Source organism: Acidicapsa acidisoli, from assembly GCF_025685625.1.
Taxonomy (GTDB): Bacteria; Acidobacteriota; Terriglobia; order Terriglobales; family Acidobacteriaceae; genus Acidicapsa; species Acidicapsa acidisoli.
Map to the genome: position 1 here is coordinate 655219 of NZ_JAGSYI010000004.1, position 26510 is coordinate 681728.

22 protein-coding genes are annotated in these 26510 nt (G+C 55.4%); 11 read left to right on the plus strand and 11 right to left on the minus strand.

Annotated elements, in window-relative coordinates:
* Positions 1-444 precede the first annotated feature (444 nt).
* From OHL23_RS24605 to OHL23_RS24615, 3 genes are all read right to left on the minus strand, one after another.
* Positions 445-1365 (minus strand): IS1595 family transposase, encoded by a 921-nt coding sequence (locus OHL23_RS24605; protein ID WP_263354681.1) that lies wholly within the window; start codon positions 1363-1365, stop codon positions 445-447.
* A 221-nt stretch (positions 1366-1586) separates the two neighbouring features.
* Positions 1587-2099, minus strand: a complete 513-nt coding sequence (locus OHL23_RS24610; protein ID WP_263354682.1) for a tetratricopeptide repeat protein — start codon at positions 2097-2099, stop codon at positions 1587-1589.
* A 48-nt stretch (positions 2100-2147) separates the two neighbouring features.
* Complete coding sequence (locus OHL23_RS24615; RefSeq protein ID WP_263354683.1) at positions 2148-2453, minus strand: c-type cytochrome; 306 nt, start codon at positions 2451-2453, stop codon at positions 2148-2150.
* A gap of 300 nt (positions 2454-2753) precedes the next feature.
* Here OHL23_RS24615 and OHL23_RS24620 point away from each other — a divergent pair, with 300 nt between their 5' ends.
* Together OHL23_RS24620 and OHL23_RS24625 are read left to right on the plus strand one after the other, a co-directional pair.
* Positions 2754-3215 (plus strand): (2Fe-2S)-binding protein, encoded by a 462-nt coding sequence (locus OHL23_RS24620; protein ID WP_263354684.1) that lies wholly within the window; start codon positions 2754-2756, stop codon positions 3213-3215.
* 152 nt (positions 3216-3367) lie between these two features.
* Complete coding sequence (locus OHL23_RS24625) at positions 3368-4564, plus strand: molybdopterin cofactor-binding domain-containing protein (RefSeq protein ID WP_317891727.1); 1197 nt, start codon at positions 3368-3370, stop codon at positions 4562-4564.
* Positions 4565-4594: 30 nt separating this feature from the next.
* On the opposite strand, the gene OHL23_RS28595 is transcribed toward OHL23_RS24625, so the two are convergent.
* On the minus strand, positions 4595-5047 hold the full coding sequence (locus OHL23_RS28595; RefSeq protein ID WP_317891729.1) for a hypothetical protein: 453 nt from the start codon (positions 5045-5047) through the stop codon (positions 4595-4597).
* On the opposite strand from OHL23_RS28595, the gene OHL23_RS24630 reads away from it, so the two are divergent.
* The 4 genes from OHL23_RS24630 to OHL23_RS24645 all read left to right on the plus strand — a co-directional run bounded on the left by OHL23_RS24630 (position 4928) and on the right by OHL23_RS24645 (position 7755).
* Positions 4928-5452 carry a molybdopterin cofactor-binding domain-containing protein gene (locus OHL23_RS24630; protein ID WP_263354802.1) on the plus strand — a complete coding sequence of 175 codons (525 nt, stop codon included), beginning with the start codon at positions 4928-4930 and terminating at the stop codon, positions 5450-5452. The genes OHL23_RS28595 and OHL23_RS24630 overlap by 120 nt on opposite strands.
* Positions 5453-5519: 67 nt before the next feature.
* Positions 5520-6683, plus strand: coding sequence for a sensor histidine kinase (locus OHL23_RS24635; RefSeq protein WP_263354685.1), 1164 nt, complete (start codon positions 5520-5522; stop codon positions 6681-6683).
* A gap of 70 nt (positions 6684-6753) precedes the next feature.
* Positions 6754-7476 (plus strand): LytR/AlgR family response regulator transcription factor, encoded by a 723-nt coding sequence (locus tag OHL23_RS24640; protein WP_263354686.1) that lies wholly within the window; start codon positions 6754-6756, stop codon positions 7474-7476.
* A gap of 120 nt (positions 7477-7596) precedes the next feature.
* A complete protein-coding gene (locus OHL23_RS24645) occupies positions 7597-7755 on the plus strand; it encodes a hypothetical protein (protein ID WP_263354687.1) in 159 nt (52 codons plus the stop codon).
* 382 nt (positions 7756-8137) lie between these two features.
* Here OHL23_RS24645 and OHL23_RS24650 read toward each other — a convergent pair whose 3' ends face one another.
* Entirely contained in the window at positions 8138-9349 is a 1212-nt protein-coding gene (locus OHL23_RS24650; RefSeq protein WP_263354688.1) for an aminotransferase class V-fold PLP-dependent enzyme, read from the minus strand.
* The gene (locus OHL23_RS24655) at positions 9346-10206 is read right to left on the minus strand and encodes a tryptophan 2,3-dioxygenase (protein ID WP_263354689.1); all 861 of its coding nucleotides are present in this window, start codon (positions 10204-10206) and stop codon (positions 9346-9348) included. Before OHL23_RS24655 ends, OHL23_RS24650 begins: the two co-directional genes overlap by 4 nt.
* Positions 10207-10623: 417 nt before the next feature.
* Between OHL23_RS24655 and OHL23_RS24660 the strand changes: the two genes are divergently transcribed.
* The 4 genes from OHL23_RS24660 to OHL23_RS24675 all read left to right on the plus strand — a co-directional run bounded on the left by OHL23_RS24660 (position 10624) and on the right by OHL23_RS24675 (position 17993).
* Complete coding sequence (locus OHL23_RS24660; protein WP_263354690.1) at positions 10624-11412, plus strand: dienelactone hydrolase family protein; 789 nt, start codon at positions 10624-10626, stop codon at positions 11410-11412.
* 633 nt (positions 11413-12045) lie between these two features.
* Complete coding sequence (locus OHL23_RS24665) at positions 12046-14466, plus strand: metallophosphoesterase (RefSeq protein WP_263354691.1); 2421 nt, start codon at positions 12046-12048, stop codon at positions 14464-14466.
* Positions 14467-14718: 252 nt separating this feature from the next.
* Entirely contained in the window at positions 14719-17412 is a 2694-nt protein-coding gene (locus tag OHL23_RS24670; RefSeq protein WP_263354692.1) for a serine/threonine-protein kinase, read from the plus strand.
* Positions 17413-17420: 8 nt separating this feature from the next.
* The gene (locus OHL23_RS24675; RefSeq protein WP_263354693.1) at positions 17421-17993 is read left to right on the plus strand and encodes an ECF-type sigma factor; all 573 of its coding nucleotides are present in this window, start codon (positions 17421-17423) and stop codon (positions 17991-17993) included.
* 186 nt (positions 17994-18179) lie between these two features.
* Here the strand turns inward: OHL23_RS24675 and OHL23_RS24680 are convergent, their stop codons facing one another.
* On the minus strand, positions 18180-19613 hold the full coding sequence (locus tag OHL23_RS24680) for a sensor histidine kinase (RefSeq protein WP_263354694.1): 1434 nt from the start codon (positions 19611-19613) through the stop codon (positions 18180-18182).
* Complete coding sequence (locus OHL23_RS24685) at positions 19610-20308, minus strand: response regulator transcription factor (protein WP_263354695.1); 699 nt, start codon at positions 20306-20308, stop codon at positions 19610-19612. Before OHL23_RS24685 ends, OHL23_RS24680 begins: the two co-directional genes overlap by 4 nt.
* Before the next feature lie 228 nt (positions 20309-20536).
* On the opposite strand from OHL23_RS24685, the gene OHL23_RS24690 reads away from it, so the two are divergent.
* A complete protein-coding gene (locus tag OHL23_RS24690) occupies positions 20537-23437 on the plus strand; it encodes a TonB-dependent receptor (protein ID WP_263354696.1) in 2901 nt (966 codons plus the stop codon).
* A gap of 135 nt (positions 23438-23572) precedes the next feature.
* Here the strand turns inward: OHL23_RS24690 and OHL23_RS24695 are convergent, their stop codons facing one another.
* From OHL23_RS24695 to OHL23_RS24705, 3 genes are all read right to left on the minus strand, one after another.
* Positions 23573-24610, minus strand: coding sequence for a YncE family protein (locus OHL23_RS24695; protein ID WP_263354697.1), 1038 nt, complete (start codon positions 24608-24610; stop codon positions 23573-23575).
* Between the two features lie 210 nt (positions 24611-24820).
* Positions 24821-25339, minus strand: coding sequence for a hypothetical protein (locus OHL23_RS24700; protein ID WP_263354698.1), 519 nt, complete (start codon positions 25337-25339; stop codon positions 24821-24823).
* An 18-nt stretch (positions 25340-25357) separates the two neighbouring features.
* Complete coding sequence (locus tag OHL23_RS24705) at positions 25358-26419, minus strand: YncE family protein (protein ID WP_263354699.1); 1062 nt, start codon at positions 26417-26419, stop codon at positions 25358-25360.
* Positions 26420-26510: the final 91 nt, after the last annotated feature.

Consider the following 26510-nt stretch of genomic DNA (forward strand, 5'->3'; position numbering starts at 1 on the left):
TACCTGATTGCGTACGATTTAACTGCCCCAGATTCCGACTACAGCGCTCTCATTGAAGCTTTGAGGGATAGAGGCGCTCATCACCCACAAGAGTCAGTGTGGATTCTGAGAACGGGTGACACCCTGCCGGATGTAACTCAATACGTCTGTCTCTATGTCGATTGTGATCGGGACCGCCTACTTATCTACCCGATTACTGAAGATGATAAAGAGTACAACAGCCTGAATACCTAGACAGGCTGTTGTACTTCCGCTTCGCTCCTCACCAACTTGTCAGGAAGCCTCCCTGCCGGAGCGGTTGCCGTACTGTCTCCATTAAGTCCGTGGAAGAGGACTTTCAACGCATTCTCCTCTTCAACACTTTCGGGGATGAACCGAAAACATCCGTTCAACCAGCCAACTTTCATGTGGAACCTCGCTTTCACAATAGGTTCCGTAGTCCGCTTACGCCGAAGCGGTGAGTTCCTTGTAGGTGATCCTCGCGCCCACCGCCCGTCCGAGCAGGGAGTCGATCCGATCCATCGTATGATTCTTCACGTTTCCCTCGTTCAGCCGGAACGTGAACTCATCCACATACCGCTGTAGGTGTTTCGTGCTGAACGAGTGGTAGACGCCGTAGAAGCCCCGCTTGAGGACGGCCCAAACGCTTTCGATGCTGTTGGTATGCGCCATGCCGTTCACGAACTCCTTGGCGCTATGGTTCACAACTGCGTGGGTAAGCCGTCCAATTCCGCGATAGGCGGCGTGCTGATCCGTGCATAGCAAGGAGCCGTCCGCGACAGCAGCGTGGACCAGCCCCTGAATCTCCACCGCTCCGGTAGACTTGAGGACTTTACCCACAACACGACCGCCGCGTTCCCGAAGTCCGAGTACAGCCACTTTGCCTATCGCTCCCCGTCCCATCTTCAGTTTCTTCGATTCATGCTTGTTGGCTTCCTTACCGCCGATGTAGGTTTCGTCGGCTTCAACGATGCCGGACAGGAAATGGCTACCGTTTCCACAAGCATGACGAACCCTCTGGAGAAGGAACCAAGCAGATTTTTGCGTGATGCCGATCTCTTTCGCCAACTGAAGTGATGAAACGCCTTTGCGGGCTGTCATTACGAGATAGAAGGCGTACAACCACTTGTCGAGGGAGATGTGAGACCGCTCCATGATCGTCCCGGTACGAACAGTGAAGTCGAATTTGCAACCGGGGCAGCGATAGAAGCCAACCGCCTTTAGCCTGTAGATCGGCTCAAAGGTTCCACAGGACGGGCAGGTTGGGGTGTTCCCCCAACGCTTTGCTTCCATGTACTTGCGGGCGGACCCCGCATCGGGAAAGCGGCGGTGAAGTTCGTAGGCGCTGATGGTTGAGCGGCTCATCTACCTTCAACCTACGAACCTCATTTAGATTTTGTGGACTCAGGTATATAGTTCCCTTTCAAATGGTGTAGGCCGTTCTGCCCAGAAGATCGAGCGTCAATGCATGCCGATATTCCGATTCGGCTGCAGCGTAATTTTTGTCAGCCTCATTCAGCCAACCTTGTGTAGAGGAGAGTCCAGCGAAGAAATCTTCGGTGAGGCCGCTCGCAACCTTCGATGCCTCAGTCGCGCACCTCAGATACTCCCGTGCCTTTACTCGTATGCTTTTGAGTTATGGCAAGCTCTGCGAGGCTCGTGCATGCGTCAGCTACGCCAGCTTGATCATTGGTCCCCTCATACATGCGCAGTGCCTTCATTCGCATTTTCCATGCAGCGTCCATATCCCCCTTATCGCGATAGAGAGTTGCGTATGCGCTTAAGGCCGCCGCGTATTGCTCATAGAATTCCGGATTATTTCTCAGCAAGTTCAGAGACCGCTCGAAAGCGTTCTCAGCTTCCTGATATCTTCCCTCCTGGTGGTAAGCGATCGCGAGCAGTAACCAGGTTTGGCCGAGCTCCGGCGTAGTCATCGAGGCGGTCGCAGTTAGAGGCTTGAGATCTTCTATGACCTGGGCAAACTGGCCTTGCTGATTGAGCTGGAATGCATGTTGAAGCTCCCGGAGCGTGTCTTCTTGTCCCCAGAGGGGCGCGGAAATGATAGCGATCGACAACAGATATATGCTTATTCGCCTCATAGCGTGATCCCTTCTCCTGAGTCGGATGTGCTATACCAACGAGCCTTGCTAGAGCGTCTTCATATAGCCGATCAAATCGTCTATCTGTGCCTCGCTGAGACTGCTGAAGCCTGGCATTGTGTTTTTGCCCTCTGAAATGATCGTGCGTACCGCGGAGTCCGATGGCCGCGGCCGATGTGTCGTGTAGTAGCCCTTCATACCGGGACCGACGAGAACTTTTGAGCTGTGGGCGCTGTGGCAGGAGGCGCAGGATTGGGAGAAGAGCCGTTCTCCATTCGTGGATACCGGACTCACAGCACCCGCCAGGCTCTGTGATTTTGCCCACATCGCGACCACGCCCAACAAGGCGATCATCGCGAACGGCGTTGACTTTCTGCGAGAATTACCCTTCATGAAGGAAAGGTAGCGGCTGCACACAGCGAAGCGCGAGGGGTCTGTCGCTGGGCGCTCGAAATGCGGCGCGAAGTGAGGCAACAAGGACTGGGATGGATGGCAAAGGCCGCCAGTGGCAAGAACGCGCGCGAATTTGTCAAGAGGGCCCCTGTCAGAACTTTGCCCCGAGCCGTCCGCTTCGCGCCGCAGAACTCTAGCTTTGCGACAATCGCATCACTCTCTCAACTCATTGCCGTTATCGTGATCTGTTGAAGGTGAACCGTGCCAGTCTCTTTCGTGTTGAACCATCGCAAGGTATCGCTCAACGTCGCTCCAGGTGATCCACTGCTCTGGGCGATCCGCGAGGCTGCTGGGTTAACCGGCACAAAATACGGCTGTGGTGCAGCACTTTGTGGGGCTTGCACGGTGCACCTTGACGGAAAGCCGATTCGCTCGTGCGTTACACCAGTTCATTCAGTTGCGGGAAAGTCGGTCACCACGATCGAAGGAGTTTCCGGCCCGACAGCACTTGCGGTCGAAAGCGCGTGGGAGCGCCTCAATGTCGTTCAATGCGGATATTGCCAGTCGGGCCAGATTATGTCCGCCATTGCGCTCCTTGAACGAAAGCCGTCCCCTGCTGACGATGACATCGACACCGCAATGAACGGCAACATCTGCCGCTGCGCCACGTATATGCGCATCCGCGCCGCCATTCACGAAGCCGCGCGAATTCGGAAAGGATGAGCGATGCCGATTGACAGCGAAGCCATCGCTCCTAGCAGACACCAGCTTCTCAAGGCGAGCTCTATAGTTGTTACGGGTCTCGTACTGGGATTCTACTTGCCGGATCGTAACCGCCTTCTTGCGCAAGCACCGGCGGGATCAGGGCAAGATGGATTCGCCCCAACGCCTTTCTTCGGATTGCTCCCGACAATACCGTAGTGATCGTCTCCAAGCATGTGGAAGGAGGGCAGGGCATCCACACCGGGCTGGCAACGATTCTTGCGGAGGAACTCGATGCGGACTGGTCTCAAGTCCGCGTTGTGCCTGCTCGGGCGGATCGGGACCTTTATAAGAATCTGCAATTCGGTTCCCAGACTACTGGGGGGGGGAGCAACTCCATTCCCAACTCTTATGAACAATATCGTCGGGCAGGCGCCACTACCCGTGCGATGCTTGTAACCGCCGCGGTAGGCAAATGGGGAGTTCCCAGCAGTGAAATCAAAGTAAGTGAGGGAGTAGTAAAGCATCCGCCATCCGGGCGAAAGGCACCTTTCGGTGAACTTGCCATCGCTGCCGCAAGCCTGCCAGTGCCTCCGTTGGTCGTCCTCAAAGACCCCAAAGACTTCAAACTGATCGGAGCTCAGCATCTCGGTCGCGTCGACAGTAAATCCAAGTCGAACGGAACGGCAGTTTTTGCCATTGACTTCTCACTTCCGGAAATGGTGACTGCCTTGGTCGCACGACCACCACTTTTTGGAGCAACCGTGAAGAGCTTCGACGCAACTGCTGCAAGAGCAGTTCCGGGCATGGTCGACGTTGTGCAGATTTCGACCGGAGTAGCAGTAGTCGCAAAATCTTTTCCGGCGGCACTGCGCGGACGCAACGCTCTGCATGTCAAGTGGGATGAGTCAAAGGCCGAGAAGCGCGGAACGCCGGAATTCCTTAACGAATACCGAGCTCTTCTGGAACATCCTGGCGCTATCGCACGACGGGACGGTGATTGCGCGGCGGCCCTTGCCGGTGCGGCTCGAACACTGACCGCTACATTCGAATTTCCCTATCTGGCTCACGCGCCCATGGAACCCCTCAGTGGAGTCGTTCGACTTTCCGCGGAGCAGTGCGATATCTGGACGGGCGATTGGGATGTCTCCGGAGTGCAGGACGATGCGGCCCGGATTACGGGCCTGAAACAGGACCAGATCGTTATCCACTCTTTGTTTGGAGGCGGAAGCTTCGGGCGGAGAGGGAGCGGAGCGTCGGAGATTGTCGAGGTTGCGAAGACAATCGGCAACCACGCACCGGTAAAGCTATTCTGGACCCGCGAAGAGGACATGCGTGGTGATTCGTACCGGCCCATGTATCTTCACTAACTGACTGCCGGGCTGGACGAACAAGGAGACTTAATCGCCTGGCAGCATCGGATCGTTAGCCAATCCGTGCTTGGCAATGATCCTCATTGGATCGTCAACGGGGTTGATATCACCTCCGTTGCGGGTGCGAGCAATATTCCCTACGACATACCAAATATTCTCGTAGACCTTCATACTCCGGTACACGGCGTGCCAGTGGATAAATGGCGCTCCGTCGGAGACAGCCACACGGCCTTTGCTGTGGAGATTTTCCTTGACGACATTGCTCATGCAGCGGGCCGAGATCCTTACCAACTTCGGCTTGCGTTGCTTGCAAAAGACCCGCGAGAGAAGAATATCCTTGAGTTGACTGCTCCAGCTCCGATGCGCCCTGGACTTTTCGCCAAGTTCCCGCGCGATCGGCAGGTTCTTCAACTTGCCGCGGAGAAAGCAGGTTGGGGAACGCCACTGCAGCCGGGCAAAGGGCGTGGCATTGCAGTTCATTATTCGTTTCATAGTTCCTTGGCGTATGTGGCAGAAGTAATTGTAGACTCGGATGGCGATGTGAAGGTGGATCGCGTAGTGTGCGCGGTAGATTGCGGTATGCCCATCAACCCCGACGTGATCCGGGCACAGGTGGAGGGTGGTGTAGGCTTTGGCCTGGGCGCAATTCTCTATGGCGCTATCGCCTTGAAGAACGGTCACGTCGAGCAATCAAATTTCAACGACTATCGCGTGCTGCGCATGAATGAAATGCCGAAAGTCGAAGTGTATATCGTCGATTCGGCGGAGCCACCGTCAGGCATTGGTGAACCCGTTGTGCCACCTATTGGTCCTGCAGTGTCCAACGCGATCTTTGCCGCTACAGGAAAACGCGTGCGCACATTGCCGATGAGCTCTGCGACTTAGGTTTGGAGGCAATTGTGGCCAGGAGCAGGTTGTCAGTATTAATCTTCACTCAGGACGCGGTCTGACTATGCGATATCCCGTTCGAATTCGATTTGCGCTGGCAGGATGGGCGCTCACATCCCTTTTCTTCACAGCGGTTCTGCTGGTAGGGGATTTGGACCGGCATAAGCCTCCCATATTTGCCCTCTATGCGAACGCCGTGCATTTTGCATTGTGGACGCTCTTGTTACCTTTGCTGGCTCGATGCACACGCAGATTTCCGCTGGACGGACCACGCAGGATCCGAAACGTTGCGGCACTCTTGCTGATTGTCGCTGCCCTCGCTGTGCCGGTGATGATCACTCAATGGGCTATCCTGTTCTTCACATATTTTCCCTATCACTCAGCAACGTTTCCTTCGTTCCTTCAATCAGAATCGAACAGATTCCTCCCTGTAGACGTCCTGATCGGAATCGTGCTCGTGCTCGCCCTTGAGGGTTGGCGAGTTTGGCTGGATTTTCAGGCCGAGCGCACACGCGCTTCAGAGCTCGAGCGGCAACTTGCAGTCGCACGCCTTGACGCGCTTCGCATGCAACTGCATCCGCACTTTTTGTTCAATAGTCTGCACACCGTCGCCGGCCTCATCGTCGAGCAGCCCCCGACAGCCCGTCGTATGGTGATTGCGCTCGGGGATCTTCTCCGGCTCACTTTGCGGGATACCGGCGATTCTGTCCGCAGCTTGGCCGAGGAGTTGGAATTCGCGGATTTATATCTCGGAATCGAAAAACTTCGGCTGGGAGAACGGCTGGTTCTCGATTACGATATCGAACCGGAAGCGACTACTGCTGAAGTGCCCCAGTTGCTTTTGCAGCCTCTCTTTGAGAACGCTATTCGACACGGTGCAGCCCGCACGCTGCACTCGTGCGAGATTCGCTTCCGCGCATGCCGTGAGGGCGGCAAGCTTCACATTTTGCTTCGCAATGATGGTCCTGTACGCTCCCCATCCTTGGGCACGCCGCCCTTCGGCGTGGGTCTTCAAAACACATTGGATCGCCTCCAATTGCACTACAACAATCAATACACCCTTCAGTACATCGACTGGCCCGAGGGTGGGGTGGAGATTGACCTCTTGATTCCATATAAGAAGGCCTGTAATGAGAAACAAGAGTGCATCACGCCGCTTCCGCACCTGGCTCACGTCAGCGCGCAAAGAGTCAGCGCGGCAGATCATCCAACGATCGGTTGCGCATAAGCTTCATCCAGAGGGCATAGCAATTGTGGAGAACGGGTTAAAGAACAACATATTGGCGCCGCAACCGCCAATGCGCGCGCTAATCGTCGATGACGAGCTGCATGCGCGCCGTTATCTCTGCGAGTTGCTTGACGGTGAGAGTGAGATCGTTGTTGTTGGAGAGGGATCGAGTGGCGCTGAGGGCATCGAGCGAATCCGGGAACTCTCGCCGGAGATCGTTTTTCTGGACATTCAGATGCCGGACCTCGATGGATTTGGGATGGTTGAGCGGCTTGAATCGTCACCTATTCCGCTCTTCATCTTTGTAACCGGATATAGCGAATACGCCGTAAAGGCATTCGAGATTGAGGCAGTCGATTATCTCTGCAAGCCTTTCGACAAAGAACGGCTATTGATCTCATTGGAACGGGCGATCCGGCGTATAGGCACACGGGAAGCTGTTCCGGGAAAAGAGGCGGAGCGCTGGCTTACCCGGCTGTCGATCAAAGACGAGAATGGCATCGTATTCGTGCCAGTCGAGCACGTCCTCTGGATCGAGGCGGCGAACAAATACGTGGTCATTCATACCGCCGTCGGCTCGCATATTGCAAGGCAGACCATTCAAAGTCTCGAAGACAGCCTCGATCCGAGGCAGTTCGTCCGGATTCATCGATCTATATTGGTTCAGAAGGCAGCGGTTCGCGGGCTGCATCCGTTGTTTCATGGAGACTATCTTGTCAAGCTGGTCAATGGCGCCGAACTCACATTGAGCCGTAGCTTCCGGGGCTCGTTCTTTCATCAGATGAGCCGCTGAACTGAATACGCAGTAGGCATTCAGTTCAAACGGCGATGGCACGTTGTCAATCGTTCACGAAGACTCGCCGGAGAAATATACATTGTGACCAACATCTAGACTCAGCGCGGAGCGCGGACGATGGAGTTGGACCTCAAGACCCATCGCATCTACTTAGTGACGGCGGAACTCGGCCCGCAGCCCCAGTCCCAGTCCACCGCCGACGATCCCCATCCCCTTCCGCCCATGACGCTGGGGACATTCATATTATTGGCGTATGGTCGCGAAACGCCCAAATAGGCGAGAGGCTTATATATGCTTCCGGAGACGCGATTTACGGGAGCTAATGAACAGGCAAACCTACCAATGTTACTGCCGTAAACACCAACCTCTCCTCCGGAGAGATTGGGCAGCCTGTAACAGCCGACACCGCTCGCCGTATTGAGTTGGGGATACGAATCACCTTCTGATCGGGACTGGCGGTACTATTCGAGTGTTCTCTTGCCGTGTTAGTGTGTGCGAATGGAAATTGGTCTTCCGTCACAAGCTTCTCGAGTGACGCCGAATCTCCTGGGCTGAAATTGAGAGTTGGGGAGGCAAATTCTGGGGTTTCGAGCGGTTGACCGTCAAAGATCCAGATGGATCGAGCGCTTTCTGGGAGTCCTACCAAGCTTGACGGAACTCAGGAATGCAGTTGCTCCAGAGCACTTTGCAAGGCCGAAGCCGCAGTTCGCAGCTCAACGTCTTGTGTGAGGCAATCGGGGCAAAGACGCAGCCATTCACCGCGAGCGTCAGCGATCACATTACCCTCTGCAATTTTTCGTGCAAGATTGCTGGCATTCGAATGGCGAACAGAGAGAAATGCGCCGTGGTCGGCATCGCCTCCAATTGCATCGATTCCGGCCTCAGCAAGATAAAGCTTCAATTTGCCAAGCTGTCTTTGTCCATACCCACGTAAACGCTCCACAGTCATGGCCAGCGTAAATTGCTGCCCACTGCGCGCTTGATAGTAAGTAAGAACCGGAGGCGTCGATTCGAGAAAGGCATCGCCACCTGCACGCAAGCGTGGCGGATCGCGGCGCTCATAATCAAACGTGTTTTCACGCGCGAACCAACCTGTATCGAGTGGGCGCAGTCCGCTGGCGAGAATTTCAGGCGACAGGTAGAGAAAACATGCACCGGGACCACCGCGAAGATATTTATAACTGCCGCCAATAGCGAAATCAGTCCGCATGGCAGCGACATCAATGGGAAAGACGCCGAGAGCATGATAGCAATCGACCAACAGTCTTGCCCCAACGCTGTGGCACGCGTCGGCGAGCTGTTCCAGACGATGTACGGTTTGTCCATTCATGAACATAACCTGAGAAATTACGACCAAATCGATCTCCCGTCCCAGATGCCGCATGATCCCCGGTACAGTGAATAGACCCTCTGCATCGGCTTCAACCCACCGCATTTCGATGCGCCCAAGCGAGGCATACTGTTTCAACAGCAGGTCTATGGAATCGAATTCTCCAAGCGTGCTCAAGACCCGCGGGGTTCCGGGCAGCGCATTCAAAACAGCACGCAGACCCTGCCCGGCAGAGGTCTTTGGCACAATGCAATCAGCACGCGGAACATGGATGAGTTTTGCAATGCGGGCGCGAAAGGCTTCCTGTTCCATCAGCCAGGCATCCCATGCATCTCCAAGTTTTGTTTCCCATAACGAAGTTGCTTCGCGGACATCCTCTGCCATCGCGTCGAGCGGGCGTCCTAAAGAGTGGTTGGCAAGGTAGATCCGATCGCTGGCCAACACACGGGAAAACAACGGTGCAATGTGCCGCTGTACAGATTCTTCCGTAAGCGGACCGGGGCCGAGTTGTGCAACGGCTTCGTCCACCCTACGGCTCATCGTTGTCTCAGACCTGTACGAACAGCAAATAGTTCGGGAAAGAAAGTTAATTCCAGTGCCTGGCGTAGAAAACCAACGCCGGATGAGCCTCCTGTGCCAGGCCGGAAGCCAATGATGCGCTCGACCGTCTTCATATGGCGAAAGCGCCAGAGCTGGAAATACTCTTCCACATCAACCAGCTTTTCGCACATCTCATATGCGTCCCAGAGCTTGCGTGGATGTTCGTAGATCTGCCGAAAGACATCTGTCAGTTCATCGTTTCTCTGATATGGCTCGGACCAATTGCGCTCGACGCATGATTGAGGAACTGCAAGGCCGCGCCGTTTAAGATGCCGTAGAAATTCGTCATACAAACTGGGGGATTCAAGCGTCTTATGCAAATCCTGATGGATCTCCGGTGCATTGGCAAAGACTTTGAGCGCATCCCGATTTTTGTTTCCTAACAGAAACTCAAGCTTGCGGTACTGATAGGACTGAAATCCAGAGGCGTGGCCGAGAACGCCGCGAAATTCCATGTATTCAGATGGAGTGAGCGTTTCTAATACCGCCCACATATCAAAGAGCTGCATCTGGATGAGCTTGGCACGCGACAGAATCTTGAAGCAGGGATCTAGCTGGTCCCGCTGCACATGACGGATCGCTGCCTCCAACTCGTGAAGCAGTTGCTTGATCCAGAGTTCCGAGACTTGATGCTGTATGATAAACAGCATTTCATCGTGGTGAGGCGGTTGGGAGAGCGGCTGTTGTTGCGAAAGCAAACCATCGAGGCAGAGGTAGCCTGAATAGTTCATCCGATCGCTGAAATCGGTAACAATACCGGCTTCCAGAGGTCGCTGATTCTTTTCTGAGGAAGACATCTCTCGCATTATAGAAGCCCGAGTCGCACAAAGTAATGTTAACCAACAGCGCTTTGAACGGGTTCGCCTGATGATAGGCGCAGTCTTGCAGCGGTCGGCGGCGCTGTCAGCCTGAATCGCGAGGATGACTGTGGATGATGATGAATTCGGACAAAGTCCTGCGATTTAAACATACCGGGTTGTCGAGATCGAGGTATTGCACAGGTTCTAGAACCTTCTCATGCAATCATCGCTCGGCCTGTCCGATATCGAACAGACTGAATCACAATTGGTCATCCCGAGCGATTCGTCAGGTAAAACAAGAGTCTCATTACAAGATATTTTTATCTTTTCTTTTGGTACGGTAAATGCTCGGGTCTAAGGATGGATATTGCACGCCCCCAAATTACGCAAAAGAGAAAGCGTCGGAGAATCGTTTTGGCTGGCGCGGCGGTGATAATCGCCGTTGCCGGATTCTTCTTGTGGCGGCTCGAATTGCGGCACCATCGTACTTACGTCACTCTCACGCACAACGGCCGCATGATCGACACACTCGTCGACGTTCCTACTAAAGCTCAAAGCAAGGCATCTGTTGTGGTTCTAGTCCACGAAGTCTACGGTCTCAGCGACTGGGCCGGGGAAATGGCAGATGATCTCGCCGATAAAGGCTTCATCGTTGTCGCGCCCGACTTTCTCAGTGGTTACGGACCTAACGGCGGCGGCTTCAGCGACTTCCCCAGTGAGGGCGATCGAGTGAGCGCCGTCCAGAACCTCAATGACGAGGGTGTGATGGCGGATTTGGATGCCGCGATTGATTACGGAAAGAAGCTGCCCGGTGCCAATGGTAAGGTTACTGTCGTCGGGTTTTCATGGGGCGGATGGAAATCCTTCGCGTTCGCCACGCGCCGCAAAGACCTAAGCGCAGTGTTCGTGTTCTATGGCACCGGCCCAACGGACGTTACGACCATCACCGCGCCCGTATTCGGGTTTTACGGCGGGAAGGATCCGGGAGTGAGCGGCACCGTTCCTGCGACAGCCGACGCAATGAAAGCGGCCGGAAAATCCTATGAATCCGTGACGTACGAGGGTGCGGATCACGGATTCATGCGTCTCGCCGGAGAATTCGCCAATACCAACTCTGATAACAGGACCGCCCGCGATCAAGCATTCGCCCGTCTTGTCATGCTGCTTAGCGAAATGGGGCCCAGGACAGGTCCGCCTCAGTGACGTAGCTCTGCGAATGAGCGATTCTCAACAACTATAATCAGCGGTCCGGGGTGGATGACCGGCGACCCGGAAACTACTACTTGATCGACAGCCGAACAGGGGATAACAAGATTATTATCGGGAAGTCGGCTCAACGGAACCGATCGGCGTAGCCGGCCCTAAAGTTGTGCGATTGCGGTCGAAACGCAGGCCAGTCGAATGTCATGCGAGTACATTCCCTCTCTTTGGGGTGGACCGATTCGACGAACCTGAATGAAGTGAGTCATGTCGGTTAGTACCGATGGCCGAAAGCGTCGTTAATGGAGCCATTTGAAGCCTCGCGGAACGAGGTCACGGAAGCTCAGTAATTGAAAATACGGTAAGCACTAAGAAATTCAGTTCCCTGACATCTACCGTGTTTACAAAAAACAAAACATGATATTTCCCGACATCTCGTATAGGCAATGAAAATTACGGAAAAATCGCGATCCGAATCTTCCGCAGTACAGATGGACCACAAGCTACCTGATGCACGGGTGTCAGCGCAATCGCTGTTCCTGGTGATAGAGCGTGGCCAGTTTCATCGCCTTAATAGTTGACGGTGGAACGCAGGGTACCTGAAGCGATCCGCCCACCGATCCCTCAGGAGGATTTATGACCCGCACAGCGCAAACATCCGGCTCGAAAACACAGACTCATTCTATTTTCCCCACGCGCCTTCACTCAGTCCCCGGCGCACGAACCCGTTGCAGTCTATACGCATCCATCACCGCAATGCTCTTCCTCTTCACCATCGCAGGCAACGCCCACGCACAGGAGACCTCTCCGGCCAATGCAACCTCCACCGACGCCACATTTACCTTTACCGCCGACGTCCATGTCTCCTTCGATGGCTACGACGATCACCAGGGTATCTTGGACGATGTCCAGAATCAGCACGGCAATCCGCTCGATATTTTCCTGATCGGAAACGAAACGATGAAGTCCTCGGGTTCTCCCGCATCGCATCAGGATGCTTGCGTCGGTAGTGGTTTCAGTATGGAAAAAGATCTGTGCAATCAAATTCAACTGGTCCGCAAGCTAAATCGCCTTCCCACCAACGAGTGGAGCGCCGCCTCTTTCCAGCAAAACAATCACACGACCTATCTGAGCAGCGCCGGCAAGACCATTGGCACTCCGCTCGGTCTCATCATCGCCGGCGACCTCACCGACTGCGGAGGAGGCTCGGACAATGTCATAGTCCACGACGGGACATGGCATAGCGAGAACTGCGACATCGACTACACGAACGGCATTCCCGGCAAAGAATTGGAAATCTTCCAGCAGTTGTTCGATAGAGACATCATCAAGAAGTACAATCCACTCGCACTCTACCCGGTGATCCAAGGCCTCGAGAATCCGGACGAAGATGCGCCGCTCAAGTATTGGATCTATCCCGGCCTCGGCAATCACGACCTCGGTTACGATAAGTCCGGCGATATGATGAACTATGTGCGTCAGTGGAACAGCGGCCAGCCCACTTCCGACTGGCATCATGTTCTGAACAGCGATCCAATCAGCGGTTCGTATTCGTGGGATTGGGGAAGACTGCACGTCGTCAATGTTGGAGTCTTTGCGGGATCTTCCAACACCAGCAAGGCCACCGATGCCAACTACGCCTATGACCAGGGCGCAATGGACTGGCTAAGCAAGGATCTCGCCACGTATGCGAGCGATGGCCGCCCAGTAATTCTGGCGCAGCATTTCGGATTCGACCCGTATTCCTGGTCGAGCAGTTGGTATCTTGACAGCGCCGCCCTCCAGGGCGCGCAAAACATCTGGGCGGTGCTGGCGAACTACAACGTAATCGGCATCTTCCACGGCCATCATCACGAGCAACAGTTCTACACCTTTGCCCCAGGTCAAGACTACGTCAATGGCAACCTGACTCCCGCCATCCGCCTGCCGTATGACATCTTTGAACCGGGCCCCGGCTTCGGCCAGGACTTCGCAGCTATTCATGTCACGGACAAGTTCATGGATGTACAAGCAACCAAGTGGAATGACGATTTCGATAACACCCAGTCCACTGTCAACTTCGGGCTCTTCTTCAACAAGCGCCTCGTTCAGGCCCCCACAGGCGGCCTTCCACAGGCGATCGAGAAGGGCGATGCCATCGCCGCCTCGGTTGCATCCGGACCGACGACCTTCCTTATCGGCGCAGGCAACATCACCGGGAACTATACTGTTCGCGCCGTATCGGGCAACGGACCGACATCCGTGGCATCCACCGGCAGCTTCTTTCCCGTGATTCCAACCTTCCTCGTCCCCTACTCCTTCGAGGGACAAAGCTTTGTGCTGGTTTCGAATGGCAATGAAATTGTCGACTATCTGGTTACCAACACGGGTGCGCTCACGAAGCTATGGCAGGACGCACTTGATCTTCATGGGATGGCCGTCGTATACGGCGAGAACAAAGAGCCACATCTCGTAGCCGATGAGGCCGCCGCTGTGCCCGGTAACGCCCGCTTCCACTTCTTCGCGCTCTCGCCCAGCAAGATGTCCGATGAGGGATCGATCCTGATCAGCGTTCCGTCCTTCTCATTCACTCAAATGGTTACGTTCCCAACCTCGTCCGGCAGCTTTGACCTGATCCGGTATGCAGCTACTGGCGAGGCGGAAATTCTCACCGGCTCGGTCAGTTCCGATGGCACACCTACCCTCTGGTTTGGAAGCGTCGAGCATTGGGTGGCGGACTCCCAACATCAGAGCCCTCTGTTGTCTCATCCCGGCGTATTGATTCAGCCCGTAGTCCTGCCCGACCAGACAACAGCGATCCTCGTCAAGTCACCCTACTGCCTGAACTTCGACGTAAGCGGGGCGTGTGATTCCGTCAACACCTTTGACAGCCCGTTCACCGTCCGCACCCTCACAAAGGACGGAACTGGAACAGAAATCTCCTGGCGCGGCGCGCTGTTTCCCCCAACCATGACCGCCAACGCAGTCTCCTTTGTTCCGGTTGCTGCCGACGGCGCTAACACAGTCGGTATCTACACCTCCGACGGACTGCTCCTGAAGCTAGACATGCGCGACTAAAGACTCTTTCCCGCAACTCTTGCATGCCGAGGCGGACCCAAATGGGTCCGCCTCGGCCTTTCTGCGTCCGGCAATCGCATGAATCCCGTTGCCGCCGCCTCGCAACTGCTCTATTATGGCCTCAATCTCATTCGGGCGCTCTCTACATGGGTATAACTTGATTATCTCTGTTTCCCCCACTTCAGATAACTCACCTCGATTGATTCGGCGAGCTACCCACAATAGGTTGTTACCCGGAAGGCCGAGAGACTCATGCCGACCCTTCTAACCGCTCAAGACTGGTTGCGTTTGCAGGAAATCTTCGACCGCGCTGTCGACCTGCCCGCGGACTCCCGCGGCCTGTATCTCGACGAAGTCTGCGCCGATGCTCCCGATCTGCGCCTGCGCGTGGTTTCGCTGCTTTCCTCCTTTGATGGCGACACCCAGGTCGGAGAACTCATCGGTTCAGCGGCTTCGGCGACCCTGCACTCCTCGCTACCGGCAATCGGCGGACGCCTGGGTCCCTACAAAATAACCGGCGTCCTTGGCCAGGGTGGCATGGGTGTTGTCTACCGCGCCGTTCGTGACGACGATGAATACCAGAAAGAAGTCGCAATCAAGGTAGCCGCCGTAGGCGTTTTCACCGGCGACCTGCACCAGCGATTTCTGCACGAACGGCAGATACTCGCCAATCTCGACCATCCCAGCATCGCGCGCCTTCTCGATGGCGGCACGACGCCGGAAGGCATGCCGTTCGTCGTCATGGAGTTCGTCGAAGGGAAGCCCATCGACGAGTACTGCTCCGTGGCAAAGCTCGACCGGCGTGCCAGAATCGAACTGATCATCCAGGTCGCCCGCGCCGTCGATTATGCTCATCGGCACCTGGTAGTCCATCGCGATCTAAAACCCGATAATATTCACGTCACCCAAGGCGGCGAACCCAAACTGCTCGACTTCGGCATTGCCAAGGCACTCGATCCCGAGACCTCAGGCCTGTACGGAGTCAAGACTGTCGACGCCATGCGTCTGATGACGCCTGATTACGCCAGCCCCGAACAGGTACGTGGTGAGGCCATCACAACCGCTACCGATGTCTACCAGCTCGGCGTTCTGCTCTACCTTCTGTTGACCGGAAAGCGTCCCTTTGAAGCCGCCATCTGCAACATGGGGGAGCTCGAACGAGCCATCTGCGAAACCCTGCCCGCCAAACCAAACCTCGACGCCGACCTTGATCGAGTCCTATTGCAGGCTCTGGAAAAGGAGCCCTCCAGACGCTACTCATCGGCAGAATCGCTCGCCGAAGACCTGGAGCGATACCTGGGTGGCTTCCCCGTCCGCGCCCGCGCCGGTACCTTTGCCTATCGCAGCCGAAAATTCGTCGGCCGCCACAAGATTGCTGTCGCAGCAGCCAGCGTTGTCCTCCTTCTCATATTGGGATTCAGCGTCGGCATCGCCCTACTCGCCCAGCGCCTCGACCGGGAACGCATGCAGATGGAAACCCAACTCCATCGCTCCGAACGAGTCTCGCAATTGCTTGAGGACGTCTTTGGCGGAGCCGACCCCAACACGGCTCAAGGGCGGAACCCAACTGCGCGCGAACTTCTCGATCACGGCACCGAGGAAGTCGGCAAGACTCTCGACTCAGAGCCTGAGGTGCAAGCCAGCCTCTACTCCACCCTCGGCCATATCTACGACAATCTCGGTGTCATCGACCGCGCCCTCGATCTCATGCAGCGCTCGCTCGCGCTTCGAAGGAAGCAGTACGGGGAAAATTCCCTGGAAACCGCCAAGGGGCTCAATGACGTAGCCGATCTGCTCAACGATAAGGGAGAGTTCAAGCAAGCAGAGACGATGGCCCGGGAAGCTTTGATCATTCGCGAATCTCTCCTCGGCAAATCCAGCATCGAGGTAGCCGAGACGATGAACTATCTCGGTATAGCCGTCACCGGTCAAGGAAAAAATGCGGAGGCCGAGGAGTTGTACCGAGAGGCGGCTGCAATTGCGGAGCCGTTAGTCGATCAGCACAACGCGGAGTTGGAGACCATGCCGCTTCACAACCTCAGCATCATGCTCATGGAGCGAGGCGACTACCCAGCCGCCGAAGCCTCAGCCCGGCATTTGGTCGCCCTTGCCCGTAAAAACATGGGTGAAATCTCTCCAGACACCGCCATGTACCTGAGCGTGCTCGGGACGATCCTTCAGTCTTCGGGGCATTACGAGGAAGCCCGAAAACTCTTCAGTGAAGCGCTCGACGTAGAACACAGGACGCTCGATCCCAGGAATATGACCATCGGGAATACAGAAATAGAGCTCGGCAATGAGTTGCGCGACGAGGGGCACTTCAGCGATGCGGAGCACCTTTATCTCGACGCCGTACAAATCGAGAGCGTCGCACTTGGCCCGCAAAGCCCCCCAGTCGCCCACGCCAAATATGAATTGGCCCGCCTCTACCAGATGCAAGGCGACCTGACCAAGGCAGAGCCTCTCCTGCGCGACTCCCTGGCCATCGATCTTCTTCGTGGCGGCCTCAATACCCCAGGAGCCATCAGCACTGAATGCGCCATCGTGGAGGTTTTGGTCAGGCGCGGCAAACTGACGGACTCTCGGGCAGTCCTCAACTCCGCACAGCAAGCGGCGGCGAAAACTGACGACGGAAAGGGCTTGGACACTGTCCGAGTCGACCAGGCGGCGAGCCAGTGGTTCGTAGCGCACAAAGAGTTCACGGAAGCCGAAGCTCGCTTGCGCCAGGCATTAGCGATCCAGCAGGCCAGGCTTCCCGCTGGCCATCCACAGCTCGCAAAAACCCTCGACCTGCTCGGTGAAGTCTTGCTTCTGGAAAACCATCGTAGTGATGCCGCAATCTTCCTGCAGAAATCCGTTGCGATTCGCATCCAGACATCGCCTCGCGACTCACCCAGCCTGCGTAACTCCGAGGAGTTGCTTGCGCGAGCCACTCACACTTCCTGAAGGATCATATGGCAGAACCGACTGCACACGTAACTCGTCTTCTCCACGCCTTGCGCTCCGGTGACTCCCACGCGATGGACGAACTGATGCCTCTCGTTTACGATCAGCTCCATTCCCTCGCATCGCGTTACATGCGCCAGGAAAACGCCGGGCACACGCTCAGTTCTACCGCACTCGTGCACGAAGCCTACCTCAAGCTGCTCTCGTCCGAGGTCTCATGGCAGGATCGCATCCACTTCATGGCTATCGCCGCCATGACCATGCGCCGCATTCTCGTCGATCATGCCCGCACCAGCCGCAGAGTCAAACGAGGCAGCGGCGCAGAACGTGTGGCCCTTGAGGATGTGGCGCTTTTCGAAGAACCGATGAGCCTGGACATCCTCGCCCTAGACGATGCGCTCGTCCGGCTGACGCAACAGGACGCCCGCAAAGGAAAGCTCATTGAGTTGACCTACTTCGGCGGCTTGAACTGCGAGGAAGCGGCAGCCGCGCTCGAAGTATCAACAGCAACCATCAATCGCGATCTCAAACTCGCCAAGGCATGGCTTCGTCACGCGTTGAACAACGTTGCATTTAGTTGAGACAAATCGTCCAGACGATCGCTCCTTCTCTCCAGAAATCGGTCTGCATCGATGGTCCCTCACGCTTCACACGGCGTATCAGACATTTGCGCATCTGAAAGGGCACGATTTGTACCCGAGAACGAAACGCTCGTGAGGCGAACGATTTTCTGCCGCCCTGCCAGGTAAAGTGATGGGCCCTTCAGATCAACGCTGCGCTACACTAGCAATCTCATTGGTGCAAGGCATCGGGCATGCCATGAGCGAAAAGAAAAAGCGGCTTCCGCGACCAGGCTCGGTCTCTACATTCAATTGCGTTCCGTGACGTTCGGCAATCCATTTGCCTAATGCCAAACCTAACCCAGAGCCACGCGAGCCGAAATTACCTGCTTCGGTTCCGCGATAAAAGCGATCGAATATCTTCGGTAGATCGCTGCAAGAGATGCCAATACCGGTGTCACGGACGGAGAGTGTAATCGCGTTCGCCTTGGATGTCGCGCTCAATGTGACGGACCCACCGGGAGCCGTGTATTTGCTGGCATTTTCCAGCAGGATGGACAAGAGCCTTGAAACTCCGGACGGATCCCCTAAGACGGCCAGTTCGCTGCCCTCGATCTCAATACGAAAATCGATCATTCCGAACTGCATGATTGTCCTCCACGTCTCCTCGATCCTCATAAAAAGAGCATCTACCGAGATGGGTACCATGACTACAGTCTCAGCTCCGCCATCGGCGCGAGCCAGAGCCAACAGGTTTTCGACCAGGTGAGTCATTCGAATCGTCTCTTCGAGCAGACGCAATAGCGTTGCGTGATATTCTTGCTCGCCCCTTGGCCGCAGCAGCGCAACTTCGATCTCTGCGCGCAACAGGCTGATAGGCGTGCGCAACTCGTGGGAAGCATTACCGGTAAATGCGCGCACGCTGGCGAAGGCCGTATCGATGCGTTCAAGCATCTGGTTAAGCGTCCGAGATAGGTCCGAAATCTCGTCGTTTGCGCTCGGCACAGGCAGGCGCGTATAGAGATTGCGATCATTTATGCGGCGAGCCTCTGCTGCCAGCAAAGCCACCGGCTGTAACGCCTTTCTGCTCATCCAGTGGCCTCCAACAGCAGCCAGAATAATCATCGCTGGCGTCAATAGAAATAAGTCCGTGCCGAATTTCGTCAACAAGACGATGGACCTGTTAAGAGCAAGACCCGTCTGCACAGAGTATTTTCTTCCGCGAATCTCGATGGGATAGCTAAGCACCCGTACAAGATGAGAGCCCTGATGGAACTCCTCAATTAGTCCTCGGCCGGGGAGGCGATCAGGGAGTGGCAGCCCCGGATTCTGGGCAAGCATGCGCTTTGAGCGAAAGATCCAGTTGCCATCCTGATCCATCACCTGCAGCCATTTGCCGTCGTCTTTGATCGAGTAAATGGCTGCAAATTCCTGCCGCAGTTCGTCCATGCCGCGAGTCGGATCTTCGTGCGCAAGAAGCAGTTGCACATCCTCCACTCGCTCCTTCAACTCATGGTATTCCGTAGCGTCAACGGTGCTTCGTAACATCCACCAGCTAGCGATACTTAACAAGCACGCAGCAGTCGCAAACATCGCAAAATACCATAGCGAAAGCTTCAGCCGTATCGGGAGAGGCTTCATGACTGGGCACCCTCCATGCCTCGCGACTGGCAATTAAGAAGGTAGCCCGCACCGCGCACGGTTCGGATCAGCTTGCGCTTGTAGGGAGCATCGATTTTGCCGCGGAGCGCATTCACGAGCACATCCAAAGCGCCGGTCCCGACCTCAGCATCGGAGCCCCACACGCTTTCCATCAGGCTCTTGCGGGGAACACATATTCCCGCAAACCTGGCCAGCGATATCAACAGGCTGAACTCGGATCGCGAAAGATCTATACAGTCGTTGTCGCGCGCCACGGTCCGTCGCAGAGGATCGATTATTAAACCGCCGACTTCAATTCGGCCATTGCGATCATCTCGGTGAGGCCTTGTAATCGATTGAAGCCGCGCCACCAACTCTGCGAAGGAAAACGGTTTGGTTAAGTAATCGTCAGCGCCAAGATTCAAGCCGCGAATGATATCGTCTTCGGCATCGCGAGCAGTAAGCATCAAAACACGGGTCCCGCAGGCGCGTTCCCGCAGCACTCGCACAACCTCAAAGCCGTCGCGCTTCGGCAGGCCGACGTCCAGCAAAATTGCGTCGAACTCACAAGCCGAAGCGATCTCCAGGCCAGTCTCGCCGTCCATCGCCGTCATTACAGTGCAATCGTGCTCCTGGAGGCCCCGGCGCAACAACTCCAGCATGCGTGGCTCATCTTCCATAACGAGTATCCGCATACGAATTTCTCCTATCTAGCAGGAAAAAGTGAGGGATTCTGCGAATGCAAGTCCGTGAGTTCCATGACAACACACTTTTGTGACCTTGAGTACAGTCGCCCCCAACCTTAGGACTTTTTCACCGAATTGTTAACCGGCCTTTAACAACGCGGCATAGAGTCGAGCACGCAGCCATCCGATGATGTTGATTCGAGTACGGCGAATGTTCGTAATTTACAAGGAGGAACAATGCCGCGTATTTCTCTCATAAGCTCTCTAATTGCGATAGTCATGGCAAGCATCTGTTACGGCCAAACCGGTAAGGGCGTCATTACCGGTCATGTCCAGGACAGTCAGGCAGCGGCTCTGCCCGGCGCCAAGATAGAATTTGTGCCTCAGGTTCGCCCCATCGTCTCAGATCCACAAGGCGATTTCACCCTGACCGATGTAGCTCCTGGCACTTATAGTTTCACGATTTCCTATATTGGTTTTACCGGGTACTCCGGCAGCGTGACGATTGCCGCAGGCCAGACTGCGCATGCCGATGCAACACTCAAGGTGGCATCTCGCAGCGATGAGGTGATCGTCACAGACGAGCGCCCCTTCGGCGAAGCTGAGGCCATTAACGAGACACGCGCGGCAGAAAATATCCTCCAGGTGCTCCCGGCTGAAGTGATTACTTCCCTGCCCAACGCCAATATTGCGGATGCGCTGGCCCGGATGCCCTCCGTCACTATCGAACGCGACGAAGGCGAGGGTAAATACGTGCAGATTCGCGGCACAGAACCTCGTTTGAGCAACACGATGGTCGATGGAGTCACAATCCCCTCGCCAGAAACCGGCGTCCGCCAGATCAAGCTCGACACAATCGCCTCCGACCTGGTTGAATCCGTCGAAATCAACAAGACTCTCCAGGCCAATATCGACGCGGATGGCATCGGCGGTTCGGTTAATCTGGTCACCAAGACTGCCAGCGACTCTCCAACGCTGATTTTGTATGGATTGGCGGGACACACACCCATCATCGGCGGACGCACTGTCGAACAGGCTGGAGGCACGATGGGACGTCGCTTTCTTGCAGACAAGAAACTAGGCGTCCTCGTGGGCGGCACGTATGACTACAACGGCCGCGGCATCAATGACATCGAGCCGGTGCCAACCTCCAGCAGCCTGACGCCCCATTACGACAGCGTGGACTTCCGCGACTACATCTATAACCGCACCCGCTGGGGAGCAACCGGAAGCGCCGACTACAAATTTCATGAAGGTTCCAACATCTCTGCCCGCTTCCTCTTTTCCACCTTCCGCAACTGGGGCAACAAATGGGTCTTTACGCTGACCGATGCGAGCAAATTCGATCCCACCAATCCTCAAGGTAGTTCCGATCCCGTCTACAGCCAGGATTGGCGGCGCCCCAATATGGCCATTGGCAGCCTGTCCCTGCAAGGAAACCAAATTTTTAACGCAAACACGATCCATTGGAATGCCTCAGTTTCCCGCTCTCGCTCTCTGAGTGGCAGCGGCGGCGCAAACTACGTCTGGTTGGGTGCCAACAACGACGGCACTGCCTACAACTGCGCCAACGATGAATCTGCCGCCAAGAGCGTGTACCGGCCCGGATGGAGCGCCAGTTGCTTCGGCGCCGGTACCGCAAACGCCTTCGACAAGAACAACTACGGACTGGTCGAGTATGATCCACCGACATTTGGCCAGAGCGTGCAGTTGAATCTGCAGGCTTCGGGCTCTTATTCGCGCCTCTACCACGTTGGTCATCACTTCGGCACCTTCGAATTCGGAGCCAAAGTCCGCAACGGTCACAAATTCGATGACACGTACAACGAGGCCTACCTTGCTCCTGACTCTACCGGCTTTTCCACTCCCGTCTCGGCACATCCGGAGTGGAACAGCGATTTTAATGATCCCGATTACTACAGCGGCACTTACGGCAAGTATCCCGCCGTCACTGACTACGCCAAGATCAAGGTCTTCGCGCTAACGACGGGGGGCTTTATCCTCAATGGCGGCCCTGGCGTCAACAGCAATAACTACGACCTAGTGGAGCGTGTGACAGCCGGCTACTTAATGAACACCTTCGAGCTTGCCAGCCGTTTCCGGCTTGTGGCCGGTCTTCGCTTTGAAGCCACGCATCTCAACACCCTGAGCTTTGACAACACAACCGGCGCATTAACCTTCAAGGCAGGTGGAGACTATCTGAATGCGTTGCCAAGCGCGTCGCTTCGATTTGCCATCGACAAGGACTCTGATCTTCGGCTCGTCTACGGCAGGGGCCTCGCGCGTCCCGACCCTCAGGACGTAACCGCGGCCATAGGCCAGATCGTGAAATCGCAGACTCCGGAGAGCGTTAGCGTAGGAAACCCGAATTTGAAGGCCGAATTCGCCAATAACTACGATGTTCTCTATGAGCGCTTTCTCAGTCCCCTAGGCCTCATCCAGGCCGGATACTTCTACAAGGACCTTTCCAATCCCATCGTAACGCAGCAGACGCTGACCAGTTCCTCTGTCTATAACCCGGGCATCCTGACCTTGGTGGATCAGCCTCTCAACGCCGGCAGTGCACACGTACAGGGCGTCGAGTTTGGATTTCAGCAGCGGCTTTCCTACTTCCCGGGACTTCTGGGCGGGGCTGGCATCTCCGCAAACTACAGCTACACCAATTCCAAGGCCATGCACGTCGACCCGCTTCGGACCGACAGCCCAGCCTTGCTCCGCCAAGCGCCCAACAGTTGGAGCATCAGCCCAACCTATGACACCCGCAAGTTCTCAATGCGTGTCGGCATGACCTACCAGGACAAAATGATCTATGCATATCAGTACGAAAACCTGTCCTATGCAACCGACGCAAATGGAAATCCGATCATCGTAAACGGCGTGCAGCAGACCGTTCCCAATCCGCAGGTGGGCAACACAGCCGGCCCTGCTGGCGACAACTATCTTTACGCCCACTTCCAGTTCGACACCCAGGCAAGTTACAGCCTTCCCCTCGGATTTCAGGTCTACGCTTACGGCCTCAACCTGAATAATGAGGTCTTCGGCTTCTACAACGGAAGCCCTCAATATGTCGTGCAGCGCGAGTATTACCACCCCACGTATGCGGGCGGCATCCGCTGGACACTTCCTCACGAGAGATAACGCGCAGCAATCTGCTGCATCGTGGCCGAAGCAACGAAACAGCAATGACTCTCAATAAGTGACTTTCGATGATGCTGCTCTTCCCGCTGGCAAACGAAGTGATGGGCGCCTGAACTGGCCGCCCATCACCTCGCTTCAATTGCTCTTTTGAATCGCAAAAACAGCAATGGCGCCCGGCTTTGAATTAGCAGGCGGCAATATCACGAAATAGCGCCCGAGTTGCTTCGCAAGCAGACTGTTCTTGCCTCCCGGTCCGGATGCAACCTGTCCCAGCAGACTGTAGTGATCGGCATCCTGCTCCTCGTACACCCAGGTCGCGCCATCAGTCCCGCATGGGGCATAAAGCCGTCTGCTCTCGGAATCAAAAATCAAGTCATCCACACCTTTGCCAATGGCAAGCCTCTGCAGCTCTTTCCCCGTTTGCGTATCGAGCACCACAATCTCTCCGCTTCGGCAGGCAACGAACAGCCGATGATGCGCTTCGTCCAAAGCCATCGCCACGTTTCGCTTGCCCATCGTAACTGGCCAGCTTGCGGCCACGCTACGATTCCTCCGATCGATGACCGTGACCTGGTTCTTTGCCGCGTTGTTCACGTACATACGGTCAGTTCCCTTTTCCATTGCCGTGGCTTCCAGCGTGTCGCCATCGATTTTGATGTCTGCAACCTTGGTGCTGCTTGTCGTATCAACAACACTCAACATCGAGAAGGTCTCGTGTGCATCGCCTCCGCCGTTGTCGATATAGAGGAGATGCGTTGCCGGATCGTATCCAATCGAGTCCGCATCCACTTTTAGCGGAATGCTCTTGAGCAATTCGTAGGTCCTGCCGTCATAGACCTTCAACGCTCCCGATCCGCCATCAGTAACGTAGATACGACTCAGATCGGCTCTGACGAAAATCGCGTGGGGAATCTCTATGTTATTGATGGAACGGAGGAACTTGCCGGTGCGCAAATCGAAGATCAAAACCTGGTGCGCTGTCTCAGCGGCAGCGAAAAGACGGTTTCCAGCCATGTCGATCGCAAGATGATCAAACTTACCCTGAACGGAAGCGGGCATTTCATACTTTGTAATCGGCGCGAGCGGACCGGTTGGAGAAGCTGGGCTTTCGCACATTGCAGCGCAAGCCGTAAGCAGACAAGTTGCTGCAAGGATCGACGATAGCTTTAACACTTGTATTCTCCTGATTTATTTCGGATGATTCCGGAGCAGCAGACGAAACAATCTGGTGTTTCCGGTCTACCTATCGTAAAGACTGTCTCGATAAAATGCGAGGCCTGCTTCACGCCCAGCAGTGACTCCAACACTTACGGCTCTATAAGAAATGGGGCAATAGCCGGCAGCCTCCCGATGTTGCGAAGGAGGCTGCGCTGCAGGATGGTGTTAGTTACTTGTCTCGGGTCCAAATAGGGTTTCAAGAGTTGGCACTCGCCGTTGTACTTCATCGCGAATGACGCCCCCCGTCTGGATAGCCCCATCTTCAGTGGTCGCCGTCGTAAACGGTACCTCCATGATCAGGAAACCGATGATGCGTCCAGTTTGATCGTGCAAGGGCATGAAAGTGTCAAAGAAGCGGCCGCTTTCAATACGAACCGCCACGGGATTTCCCGAGGACACGAGTTTGAGGTCGTTGGGCGATGAAAGCTTCCCGATCTTTTCGGGCAGGTTGTTTGCCACAATAGCGCTTTGAGTCTGACCGGGAGGCACGGCATGCAGGCCCAGCTTTTGGATCTCTGGATGCATCGCCTTCTCTTTCACAATCAACTGCTTTGCGAAGGGCGCATCAATATGAATCTTCGCCGGAGTTGTCGCAGCCGCCGACGGATCAGTCTGCGCGGCAGACGCTGAGATGGCGCCTGCTGCAAACAAACTTGCGAGAATCATTGGTACAGCCTGCTTCATAGTATTTTCCTTTCGCAATTACCGGTTGACACGGTATACGAGCAAGCCCGCGATGTCGATATCGGTCTTCGGATGGATCACATAGAGCTGATTTACCGAAGGAACGTAAGTGGAGGTCTTGCCGCCGTTCGTAGGCATGTTCAGAAGCTCGGTGTACTTGTCCGGAGAATCCTGGCGGAAGATGCTCAAACCCTGCGAACCCGAGACGTACAGCCGCTTCATCGCCGGATCCCAGGTCATATCGTCGTTCACGTTGACACAGGACATCTGGCTGACAACCTTGCCAGTCCGAACATCGAAGACATACAGAATCCCCGGATTACGCCCTGCGACAAATAAACGCCCCGTGATCGGATCCATGGTGAGCGCCGTGTTTCTGCTCATGTCCGGCGTCGTCCATGTATCGATAACCTGCTTCGTCTTGAGATCGACGACTCCGATCTCCTTCTTGTCGCGAATGTTCACGTACAGGCGATTTTGAACATCATCGACGACCATGCTCTCGACGTTGTTGCCGGGGATCGAGATCTCGCCGATGATCTTGCCTTCCTGCAGCGAGAAGATAGAGATCGTTGAGTTGTCGAGTTTGGCTGAAATGCCGCCGTTTCCGATGTAGTACAGACGAGTCTTCTCATCGTAATAGGCCGCGTCCGGCGAATCGCCCTTACCTGTCGCCGATCCATCAATCAACTGAACGCGGTCAATGCGATGGAAGTCCGTCGGATCCAGAATAATCAACGCCGAATCTCCGCCGTCCGCGACAAGCAACTCGTCCTTGGCAGCGTCAAAAGCGAGAGAATGAGGAGTCTTCAGGCCGCCGATGCTTTGCAGATGCTCGCCGGTCTTCAGATCAAACATTTCAACCGAGTGATGCACCTCGGCGGAGACAAAAAGATGATTGCGCTTCATGTCGACTGCAAAATGATCGAAGTCGCCCACGATGTCAGGTAGATATGTCGTCTTGATGAGCGTTACCGGAGGAAGCTTCTCCGCAGTCGATGCAGCCGTTGCTCCAATGGGAGCGAGCGCGATCACGCCCGCCGCGAAAAGTGTGACAGTGTACAGGAGTTTCCGTTTCATTCGATTAGTCCTTTGTCGGGGAGTTGTCGATCTGTGTGTGGTTCCGTTGCGTCCATTCAGGAAGATGTGAGCCATTGGACGGTTTGCGCAT